3 protein-coding genes are annotated in these 3,476 nt (G+C 32.7%); all 3 read right to left on the bottom strand.

Features of this window, described 5'->3' with window-relative positions:
• On the bottom strand, window positions 1-1,466 hold a 1,466-nt coding region (locus WAO31_RS04675; protein ID WP_509590843.1), incomplete at its 3' end, for a M60 family peptidase N-terminal accessory domain-containing protein.
• A 125-nt stretch (window positions 1,467-1,591) separates the two neighbouring features.
• Window positions 1,592-2,302, bottom strand: coding sequence for a LytR/AlgR family response regulator transcription factor (locus tag WAO31_RS04680; RefSeq protein ID WP_509590846.1), 711 nt, complete (start codon window positions 2,300-2,302; stop codon window positions 1,592-1,594).
• 22 nt (window positions 2,303-2,324) lie between these two features.
• On the bottom strand, window positions 2,325-3,476 hold a 1,152-nt coding region (locus WAO31_RS04685), incomplete at its 5' end, for a histidine kinase dimerization/phosphoacceptor domain -containing protein (RefSeq protein ID WP_509590848.1).

The raw sequence follows: 3,476 nt of genomic DNA on the forward strand, positions 1-3,476 counted from the left end.
GGTGATTTTACCGCGCCACTAACTTGACAAGTCATCTTACCGAAGTCAGAACCATCAGGCAATATGATATAAATGGCTCCACCAAAAGGATTGGCAACTACTAAAGAAGTAGAAGTCACATCGTAAGTTGTGTAGATTCTAGGAAAACGACTAAATTCAGACCAAGTCACTTCTAAATCCCCTAAATGGGCCCCAACTCTTATCTTTACTCCTTGATTGACAGTATTACTCGGAAGAGTAAGCGTTACCAACTCACCTGGTGCTGCGTAATATCCTGTGGGGCGTATCACACTAGCTTGATCATTGAGCGTAAAACCAGGATCTGTTTTGTAAAAGCCATCGACATTAAAACTGGCGTCGTTCACTCTTGGTGCATTACTATCAACTGCGCCCGGAAAAACAACATGGTCTGAAAAAGTAACGCCAACCATATTTGAGGTATTGGAAGTGGTGTATAAATTGTCAATGATCCACTGTTGCAGAGTATATTGTATGCGTTGTTCTATAAACATATCACTTACCTTAATCTTATATTCAGAATCAAAAATAGCGCCATTCTGTGAGTTATAAGTAGCTAAATAACTTGTAATAATCTCTTTATTTGGCGCGTAACTACCTTTGTCCCAGTTGTCTACAAAGTCACTATATAAGACCTCTTTCTCGGTATTACTTAATAAAGTAGTACCATTCATATGGTTTGTAAAAGAAGTCAATACCGTGTTAATAATAGTAGGGTCTCCTGGGGGTACTGCATCATAAAATGAGAGCTTATCAATATTTACTTTGGCATACACACCTGATTCCCCCTTAGACATCGTATTATATTTATCAGTCCCCACCCATATTGATTGACTATCAAGTGAACTTTTAAACGTTTCTAGATCAACATGTTCATCACTAAAAAAGGATATACTAACGTTACCGTTTATTGTATATTGTACATAGGGTTTTGTTACGTTAAAAAACATTTTCACGGTCACATCATACCAAACATCTATTTCTAATGGAGTTATCCAATCTAGTTGGCCTTCACTTTTATTATCACCATAAGTAGCCATCAATTGGTAACTTCCCCAATAACCATAATGCAAATCAAAACCTAAAGCTGGTCGACTATCATATTTATTAGTAACCAAAACTCTTCTTCCTTCATCTACGGTTTCACCATTATAGGGGTTTGTTGTATAATTATCCACAATTTTAAAACGAATGTTGTACATAAATTCCTCTTCTGAATTAATGTTATTACTCATCTCAGAGGGAAAATTCAAAAACTCATCCCCTTCTAACTCTATAACTGAGTGATTACCATCCATAATATAGTCAACATCACCATAAGAATTCGGATGATAACCGTTGATAGCGTCACTTGCATCGGTGTCAAACGAATACGATGCAAATTGGGCATGTGTTTGATTAAGAAATGTGAAACATAATATTGTGAATAGGTTGGTAATTTTTTTCATGAGTTCTAAAGGTTAGATTTACAAAAAAACAGTTTTTATAAAAAATTATTAAGTAAATTTAGCTATGAAATAAGAACTAGAAAAATATTTGTGACCAACTACATTTTTTTGTGACAAACATCACTTTACCCCCGAGTAAAACTATCAATAAACGACTTTGTAAAAGTTCTTCCTAACAAAAACTCTTGTTGGTCAATATAAACGAATTTGGTATTAAAAGAACTAATTTTTTCTCTGTTTAAAATGTAAGACTTATGTGTTTGTACAAAAACGGATGCGGGAATTAACTCACCTAATTTTTTAAATGTTTGACGCACCAAATATTTTTTATATTTCTGATGCACTTCTATATAATTTCCTGCAGCTCTAAAATACAGAATGTCTTTATGAAAGAATTTTTGATACGTTCCTTCAATTTTTAAAAAAATGTGATCCATATCTCTATTGTCCAAAAAAGTAATTGCTTCCTCCTTTTCGTTTTCGAAAGCTAAAGCTATTGAAGTGTATAAGTCGGAATTGCTGTAGGGCTTTACCACATATCCTTGAGGAGCTGTCTTTATAGCTTCGGTTACTGTTTTAGGATCAGCATGTGAAGTGAGGTAAATAAATGGGGTTTTAAACTGTTGGTTAACTATTTCTGCTAAATCAATACCGTTTAGACCTCCTTTGATAGTTATGTCGAGCAAAATTAAATCTACTTTTTGGGAGTTGAGTATTTCAATAGCCTTATCCGCTCTTACAGCTATAGCGATTACATTATGCCCAAGTTCTTCTACGGTTGTTTTAATGTCCTCTGCTATAAGCAATTCATCTTCTACGATTAATATGTTTTTCATAATAACAATTTTTTATGTGGTATTAGCTCATTGGAATTGTGATAGTATAAGTAACTCCCTTGTCTTTTTTAGAAGTTATTTGTAACTCTCCTTCTAGTTGGTTGGTTAAAATTGAAATTAATCGCATTCCTAAGGTGTTTTTTTTCTGCACAGTAGCAATATTAAAGCCTTTTCCATTATCTGATACCTTTAATTCATACGTGTTTTTTTTCTTCACAAAAGATAGTTCAATTTTTAACTTTTTTTGATCAGGGTTATGCTTTAATGTGTTTGTAATTATTTCGTTTAATATCAAACCCAAAGTAATAGCAAAATCGATACCTATGTTTTCATCTGTATTTATTTCGAAACAGGTATTGGCACTACTATTGTATGAGGCAATCAGGTTTTCTGCTATTTGCGAGCTGTATGTTTGAAATTCAACTTCTGTAAAGGCCTCTCTTTCATACAGTCGCTGGTGTACTAAAGACATGGATTTGATTCTGTCTGTACTTTCTAATAAAATTTGTTTTATTTTTTTATTGTTTATTGTTTTTGACTGTAAACTCAATAAACTAGATACTAGTTGTAGATTGTTTTTAACTCGGTGATGCACCTCTTTAAGCAATATTTCTTTTTCACGATTACTTGCAGCAAGTACTTTATTTATTTCTTTGGATTTTATATTCTTTTTACGAATAAATATCATGGTCACTATAGCCCACATCAACACCAAAAAAATTAAAATACCAATAAGCAATCTATTAAATGAAGTTTGTTGCAAATTTATTTTTTCTATATTTAAATCACTTATTTCTTTTTCGTACTCAATTTCTGCCAGCAAATATGCTTGTTTTTTTAATGTTTTTGAATTCATTATTATACCACGCAAAGAATCTTCTCTTTTTCGATAATTTAGGGCGGTTTTAAAAAGATGTTGGTTTTCATAAAGACGTGCTAAATTTTCATATGCAGCCAATAAACCGCCTTTGTTTTGAATTTTTTTATAATTGAAGACACTTTGTTTGTTGTAAAATATAGCGCTATCTAATTGTTGTAATTTCTCATAAACATTCGCGATGTCGATGTTGGAGCCTCCAATTTGTGCCCAGTTTTTTAATGCGACTCTTATGTTTTTAGCAATTTTAACCCGCCTTAACGCCTCTTTGTAATTGCCCAATTGCTCGTATACAAT

Source organism: Rhodoluna sp., from assembly GCF_049276775.1.
Lineage (GTDB): Bacteria > Actinomycetota > Actinomycetes > Actinomycetales > Microbacteriaceae > Rhodoluna.

Coding starts and splice junctions, on each gene's coding strand:
- WAO31_RS04680 (WP_509590846.1), bottom strand. CDS start 2,302: ATGAAAAACATATTAATCGTAGAAGATGAATTGCTTATAGCAGAGGAC.